The sequence below is a fragment of the Streptomyces cupreus genome, from assembly GCF_014257025.1.
GTDB classification, from domain to species: domain Bacteria; phylum Actinomycetota; class Actinomycetes; order Streptomycetales; family Streptomycetaceae; genus Streptomyces; species Streptomyces cupreus.
The window spans coordinates 89,779-95,856 of the sequence record NZ_JACMSF010000035.1 but is presented as its reverse complement, the minus strand read 5'-3'; the positions used below and the strand labels follow the sequence as shown (position 1 = coordinate 95,856).

Genomic DNA, 6,078 nt, shown 5'->3' with positions numbered 1-6,078 from the left:
TCCAGGCGGTACGGATCATGCGCCGGGCGTGGTCGCTGATCCGGGCGTGAGCCAGCTCGGCGAGGAAGCGGATCGGTCGGTCCAGGGTGCCCGTCGCCGTCTCGGCCCCCTTGGTGGCGTACTTGGCGATGTACGCCGCTACAGCCCGCTCGGTCAGGTCCTGGCCGCCGTCGAAGTCGGCGGAACGGATCGGGCGGACGTCGAGCTGACGCCCGAAGGCGAAGGTGTGGGCCCGGCTGTCGATCTGCGGGCCGTCGATGCGTGCGGCGGTCGCGGCGGCGCGGATGGCGTCGGTCAGGAGCTCGGCCGTGGCCCAGGCCGGGGGCGAGGTGTCGCCGCCTTCCGGGCCGCCGAGGCGGATGACCGCATGGAAGTGGACGGCTCCGCGCTTCTGGTATTCGGCGACCTTGGCGAAGGAGACGCGGGCGTGGTCGCGGAAGTCGCGTTGGGTGAGGCCTGCGCGCTTGGCGACTTCCCGGCGGAGGTAGATCGAGAAACGCCGCCAGAGGGCGCCCGCGTGCGCGTTCCAGAGAACGGCCGCTTCGTAGTCGTAGGTGTCGGAGTTCAGCGGGGTGCCGAGTGCGGCGTCCTCCTGGTCGTGGTGGGTGCCGCAGCGGCACGGGCGGCCGTCGGTGCGGCGGTTGTGGACCGGGCCGAAGCCGGGGGCAGTGAAGGTGGCGAAGACGCGGGGGTGGGTGGAGACCTGTTCCGGGGTGCCTTTGCCGCCGCGCAGTCCGGCGGTGATCAGGTGGTAGGTGTCGCGGCGGTACGTCTCGGCGCACGCGGCACAGCGGGTTGCACGTCGGTTGTTGCAGCGGACGAGGAGCTGACCGGCGGGGAGCGCGGCGGAGTCCAGGTGGCGCAGGACGTTGCCGATCTCGCCGGTCGCCGTGTTGACGGCGTACTCCGTGCGGTGGCCGTCGAGGCGGACGGGGTGGGTGCAGCCGCCCAGGACGGAGAGTTGGCGGGCCAGCTCGGGCATGGTGCCCAGCGAGGCCAGCATGGAGAGTTCCGCCAGCGGGGGCGGAGTCTGCCGGGTGATGATGGGGGTTCCTTTCGGCTGTTTCGGCAGTTGGGAGGGAAGGCCCCGGGGCGGCGGGATGCTTGGCGGCTTTTGCCGCCCCGGTGGCCGGTCAGCGCCTGTTGGCGCCTGTGACGAGAGAGCGCAGGACCACGGCGGCGATGGCGACGGACACGGCCGTCACGGCGACCGCCGCCAGGAGCGCGGTGAGGACAATGCCGACGACGACCACGGCGGCGACCGCTCCCACGTAGGGGGTGAGCGGACGGCCGGCGGACGGTACGGGAGCCTGCACTTGGTGCTGCGTGGTGATGGTCGTGGGCAGGTGCGGAGCTTCGGGCAGTTGGGGGCGGAACAACATGGCGGACCTCCTTGTCACCTGTCGGTGCCGTTGACGACGTCGACCCCGGAGCGGGTGCCGGACTCGATGGCGGGGGCGAGGAAGGTGTGCGAGAGCCAGAAGCCGAACAGCGCGATCACGACGGCGACCCAGAGGCGGACGCCGAGGAACTTGATCGCGGCCCAGGAGATGACGCCTAGGACGAAGACGAGCGGGAGTGAAACGGTCACGGCTTCTCCTCAGCGGACGCGGCAGCGGTGGGTGCGGGCGGCAAGCTCGGCGGCGGCGCGACTGTCGTAGTCGGTCGAGAAGCCGCAACGCGGAGCCGTGCAGGCAGCGGTGTGCTTCTCGCGTCCGCGCCTGTCGTAGTACGTGCCGACCTGGACGGGGCCAATGCGGACGACCCGGCGGAAGCGGGGGTTCGCGGGCATCAGGGCAGCTCCTTCGGGTGGGTGTGGTTCTCGCCGGTGAAGTCGGTGACGTGGTCGATGAGCCATTGCCGGATCTCGTTGCCCTCGACGGGGTCGGCGGTGAGGATCACGGGTTCGGCGACGAGCATTGCTTCGGTGAGGCGGTTCTGACGGGTCAGCTCGGCAGCGCGGTTGAGCGCGCGGAGCGTGGACGGGCGCATGGGCGGAAGTTCTCCCGGGTTCAGGTGAGTTGGGCGACGATGGCTTCGGCGAGCGGCAGCGGGACGCCGAGCCGGGCGCGAAGCGTCGGGGTGTCGATGGGTGTCCCGGTCCGGGCCCGGTGTTCGTCGGCGACCTTGCGGGCGTGTGCGACGAGGGCGGGTGGGACCGGAGTTGTGGACGGCGGAGCCGGTTCGGGTTCCGTGGCAGGTGGTTCAGGGGTCAGGGCCCCAGTCGCTTCGGGCCCTTCCGGTGATCCGTGGACGAGGAGCGTCCCGCCCAGGAAGGCGACGGCCGGCCATCCGGCGACGAGGATCCGCAGCCAGGCCGGTACGGCGTCCAGGTCGAGCAGTCCGGCCGTGGCGACGTTGGCGCCGAGCGATGCGGTCAGTGCGACGAGGAACCAGCACCACCCGGCCGCTTTCGACCCACCGGAGCGCAGCCGCCGCCAAGCCGCCACCAACAGCAGGTCGACGGAGACCGGGTAGGCCCACGCCTTCCAGCCGTTCTGTCCGGCGGCGGAGGCCAGGTCGTGAAGGTGGGCGAAGGACAGTGCGGCGGCGATCAGGGCTTGGATGAGTACGGCGTCCAGGCGGACGGGCAGCCGCATCACGCCTCCTCGTCCCGGTCCTTCACGCTCTCGGGTGGGGCGGCGGCGTAGGTCTCCAGGGCCTTGACGTAGTCGGCGCAGGCGGCGGACAACTCACGGACGAAGGCCAGGTGTTCGGCGATGGGGACCCGGTCGAAGACCGACACGGTCAGCGAGTGGTCCTCACCGTCGAGGGTGAGGATCGGGGTGCGTTCCGTGCCGTACTTGCTGAGGCGGATGGTGGTATTGCGGTCGGCGTAAAAGGCCATGGAGGCAGTCACGAGCGTCTCTCTCCGTTTTCAGGCATGGCGGGGTTAGGGACGTGGCGCGGGACGGCCGCGCCGGCCGAGGGAACAGGTGCGGTTACTCGGTGACCGGGCGGGAAGCGATGACCGGTCCGAGGGCACCTACGTGCGCGGCCGGGACGTGCGGCCGGAAGGGCGCGAGCGCCGGTACGTCCGGGGCGAGGTGCGCCGACTCCCGGCAGATCTCGGCGGCGGCACCGAGGGAGAGGTAGGGAGTGCGGATGCGGGACCAGCCGCCGGAGGTGTCGCCGACGACGGCCAGGCCGGGCAGTTTGGGGGCGATGGAGCAGGCCGCATAGACCGCTTTGGGGGCGATGTCGCCAAGCGCCATCTTGGCGGAGGCTTCGTCGTTGACGCGGTGGCAGACGCGGCCAGTCAACTGAGCGCGGAGCATGGTCGCGCCCTTGCCGAGTTCGGCGCCGAAGCGCTGCCCGCACACCTCCAGGTAGATGCCAGCCGCCCGGCCGAGCTGGGCAAGGCGGATGAGCTGGGTGACCATCTCGTCCCGCCGTTCCTCGTCCTTGCGAGTGGCGACGAGGAAGAGTTCCGCCACCTCATCGACGAACAGCACGACGGGAGCGGGGCGTTCGTACTCGGGCAGGCCCCAGACGTCAGAGGTGATCTCCTCGTCCGCGGTACCGGGCGCGATGCCCTGCCGGGCCTTGATCAGGTCGTATCGGTCCTCCATTTCCTTCACGAGCGCGGGAAGCAGTTCGGCCGCCTCGTCCGGGTCGGTCGCCAGCGCGGACAGCCGGGAGGCGAACGGCGCCAGCTCGACACCGCGCTTGCAGTCGACGCCGACCAGGGCGACGGGCTGGGGCGCGAGACCGGAGATGAGATGACGGAGGTACATGGACTTGCCGGACAGCGTGGCCCCAAGCACGAGTTCATGCGGTACGGCCCGGTAGTCGCGGACGAACGCGGTCGCGTCCTCCCGCAGAGCGACTGGCACGCGGAGAAGCCCGCTGACAACGCGGCGAGGCATGCGCACCTTGCGTAAGACGTCGTAGCCGACGAGTCGGAGTTCTACGACACCAGGCTTGACGTCCCGGACGTACACGGCGTGAACGCCCCAGGCGTGCCGCAGCCGTTCGGCAGAGGCGGCCACGTCTGCCGGTTCCTGCCCAGGAGCGAGGCGGAGCCGAAGCCGTAAGCCCGTCGAGTCGGGCCGGATCACTCCCCGGCGCGGCGGCACCGGCCGTACCTCGCGACGGGTGGTTGCCCGGACAGCCAGGGCTCGCCACCGGGACGGCTCGACCGTCAGCCCGCAGGCGTCCATGGTCGAGGAGTACGAGGTCAGCAGCCGGGCCACCGAGAGCGGCAGCCCGACCGTGGACCAGTACGCGGCCGGGTAGGCGTGCCGCGTGTAGGCCGCACCGCCTATCGCGGCGAGTCCTCCGCCCAGCTCGGCCCAGGTCACCAGGTCCGTCACGGTGATCAGCCCGCCTGAGCCATCTGGAAGGCGCCGGGCATGACGGCCGTGGCGCGGTAGGCGATGCCGTGCCGCTCCCGCCCGTTGAACACGCTCTGCCAGGGCCGGGCGACGAGCCCCGGCAGCGAGACCGGGGCACCGACGGTCAGCCCGTCCGTCACTCCGCTCTCGGGGATGGTGACCTGGATCAGCGACGACTCACCCTCGTCGATGTAGACGACGCCGACAGTCATGAGTGCCTCTCCGCTCACGGCGTCCTTGGCAATCTCCCCGGTCTGCCGGTCGCGCACCTTCGGCGCCGGCGCTTCGGTGAGCAGGATCGTGGCGGTCGAGGCGTCGATACGGATCACGCGCACAGGGATGTCTCCTTCTGGGTTCGATCAACCCGCCACCTGACAGGTTGACTTAGCAAGTTCGAAGTAGAGATGCCAGGTTGACTTGTCAAGTGAGAGGAGCCAGTAACTGGCCCTGGATCGTGCTCAGTTCAGGCGGTAGGTGTCTTCCAGCTCCTGCCGATCAGCAGGAAGCAGCACATCGGAGACTTGCAGCGCCTGTCCGGCAGCGTCGCACGCTACGACCAAGACGCTGAGAACAGGCACCCCGTCCGGAAGGTCAAGAAGCTCAGCTTCGCTGCGCTCGGGAAGCCGAGCCGAGACACGCTCCGTCACGTGGTCAAATCGGACCTTCTTCCGCGCTTCCAAGTGTGCGCGGGTACTGCCACTCAGGGCGACTTCGCTACCAAGCTCGGTGCCCTCGACCAAACCGGCCGGGAAGTAGGACGACACCAGCTCGACCGGTTCGCCGTCCTCCTCGACCAGGAATCGGCGCACGAGAACCTTGGCACGCTTCGGTAGCCCGAGCACGGAGGCAACGCGCGTGGGCACAGGGACGTGACCGACCTCGATGAGCCGCCCCGGGGCCTGGGACTCGTCACGCGCGAGCGCTTCACTCCCCCGGCGATCCTTCTTCTCGACGACCGCCGGCCGTCCGCGCACGATGGTGCCGTATCCCTGCCGGGACTCCAGCCAGCCGTCCCGCTTCAGCAGCTCCAAGGCCCGTACGACGGTGGGGCGGGACATCCCGAAAGCCTGCACCAGTTGATTCTCACTGGGCACACGGGTACCGGGCGCGTACGTACCGTCCTCGATGCGACTCTGAATGGTCTGAGCGAGGCGAACGTACTTCGGTGCCTCCACTTCATACGCCATGAATGCCGCCGTCTGTCGAGATTGGCCAAGTCAACCGGTCAACCAGACTAGCGACGATTCCGGCGGTGCAGTACCAGCGGAGCGTATTCAGTTCATGACGGCCAAGCATCGGCGACCAAGAACGAGACGACCGTTCCCCCGAAGCGACTGGGCCCGGAGTGCCAGGAGTCGGCGATGGAGTCGATCAGCAGCAATCCTCGTCCGTGCGCCTCATGGGCATCCGGGCACCGCAGCCGCACGTTCGCCGGGAATCCTGGGTTGTGCACCTCGACACGGAGCGAGTTCTTCTCGCGGAACCACTCCACTCTCACGACCCATTCGTCCTCCGAGCGCCCGTAGAGAATGGCATTGGTGACCAGCTCCGAGATCATCAGCTCACAGTCACCGAGGGAACAGGCCAGGTTGTACGGGTCGATGAACTTCCGGAACCAGCGCCGAGCCCGAGGCACGGACTCCGCGACCGGGTGCAGGGTCATCGCACCAAGCCGCAGCGAGTCCTCAGAGGGGTAGCGGTCGATCGTGTACGCCATCCGCGCTCACTCCTTGCCGCTGCC

The 6,078-nt window shown here is 69.3% G+C and carries 11 protein-coding genes; all 11 read right to left on the bottom strand.

What is annotated here, in order from left to right:
• Window positions 1-1,003: replication initiator (locus H4N64_RS28185; protein ID WP_186285235.1), on the bottom strand; the 1,003-nt coding region annotated here is incomplete at its 3' end.
• Between the two features lie 130 nt (window positions 1,004-1,133).
• Window positions 1,134-1,379 carry a SpdD protein gene (locus H4N64_RS28180; RefSeq protein WP_186285243.1) on the bottom strand — a complete coding sequence of 82 codons (246 nt, stop codon included), beginning with the start codon at window positions 1,377-1,379 and terminating at the stop codon, window positions 1,134-1,136.
• Window positions 1,380-1,396: 17 nt separating this feature from the next.
• Window positions 1,397-1,591, bottom strand: a complete 195-nt coding sequence (locus H4N64_RS28175; protein WP_186285234.1) for a hypothetical protein — start codon at window positions 1,589-1,591, stop codon at window positions 1,397-1,399.
• A 9-nt stretch (window positions 1,592-1,600) separates the two neighbouring features.
• Entirely contained in the window at window positions 1,601-1,792 is a 192-nt protein-coding gene (locus tag H4N64_RS28170; RefSeq protein WP_186285233.1) for a mobile element transfer protein, read from the bottom strand.
• Window positions 1,792-1,992 carry a hypothetical protein gene (locus H4N64_RS28165; protein WP_186285232.1) on the bottom strand — a complete coding sequence of 67 codons (201 nt, stop codon included), beginning with the start codon at window positions 1,990-1,992 and terminating at the stop codon, window positions 1,792-1,794. Before H4N64_RS28165 ends, H4N64_RS28170 begins: the two co-directional genes overlap by 1 nt.
• Before the next feature lie 20 nt (window positions 1,993-2,012).
• Window positions 2,013-2,600: a DUF2637 domain-containing protein gene (locus tag H4N64_RS28160; RefSeq protein WP_186285231.1), complete on the bottom strand. Its 588-nt coding sequence runs from the start codon at window positions 2,598-2,600 to the stop codon at window positions 2,013-2,015.
• Complete coding sequence (locus tag H4N64_RS28155; protein ID WP_186285230.1) at window positions 2,600-2,860, bottom strand: hypothetical protein; 261 nt, start codon at window positions 2,858-2,860, stop codon at window positions 2,600-2,602. The genes H4N64_RS28160 and H4N64_RS28155 overlap by 1 nt, the downstream gene beginning before the upstream one ends.
• An 82-nt stretch (window positions 2,861-2,942) precedes the next feature.
• Complete coding sequence (locus H4N64_RS28150; RefSeq protein ID WP_186285229.1) at window positions 2,943-4,316, bottom strand: FtsK/SpoIIIE domain-containing protein; 1,374 nt, start codon at window positions 4,314-4,316, stop codon at window positions 2,943-2,945.
• Window positions 4,317-4,321: 5 nt separating this feature from the next.
• A complete protein-coding gene (locus H4N64_RS28145) occupies window positions 4,322-4,672 on the bottom strand; it encodes an SCO3933 family regulatory protein (protein ID WP_186285228.1) in 351 nt (116 codons plus the stop codon).
• Window positions 4,673-4,795: 123 nt separating this feature from the next.
• Window positions 4,796-5,524 carry a GntR family transcriptional regulator gene (locus H4N64_RS28140; RefSeq protein ID WP_186285227.1) on the bottom strand — a complete coding sequence of 243 codons (729 nt, stop codon included), beginning with the start codon at window positions 5,522-5,524 and terminating at the stop codon, window positions 4,796-4,798.
• Between the two features lie 92 nt (window positions 5,525-5,616).
• Complete coding sequence (locus H4N64_RS28135; protein WP_186285226.1) at window positions 5,617-6,054, bottom strand: ATP-binding protein; 438 nt, start codon at window positions 6,052-6,054, stop codon at window positions 5,617-5,619.
• Window positions 6,055-6,078: the final 24 nt, after the last annotated feature.

What these genes read in the sequence shown, in the direction of transcription:
- H4N64_RS28170 (WP_186285233.1), bottom strand. Translation starts at nt 1,792, where the DNA reads ATGCCCGCGAACCCCCGCTTCCGCCGGGTCGTCCGCATTGGCCCCGTC.
- H4N64_RS28165 (WP_186285232.1), bottom strand. Translation starts at nt 1,992, where the DNA reads ATGCGCCCGTCCACGCTCCGCGCGCTCAACCGCGCTGCCGAGCTGACC.
- H4N64_RS28160 (WP_186285231.1), bottom strand. Translation starts at nt 2,600, where the DNA reads ATGCGGCTGCCCGTCCGCCTGGACGCCGTACTCATCCAAGCCCTGATC.
- H4N64_RS28140 (WP_186285227.1), bottom strand. Translation starts at nt 5,524, where the DNA reads ATGGCGTATGAAGTGGAGGCACCGAAGTACGTTCGCCTCGCTCAGACC.
- H4N64_RS28135 (WP_186285226.1), bottom strand. Translation starts at nt 6,054, where the DNA reads ATGGCGTACACGATCGACCGCTACCCCTCTGAGGACTCGCTGCGGCTT.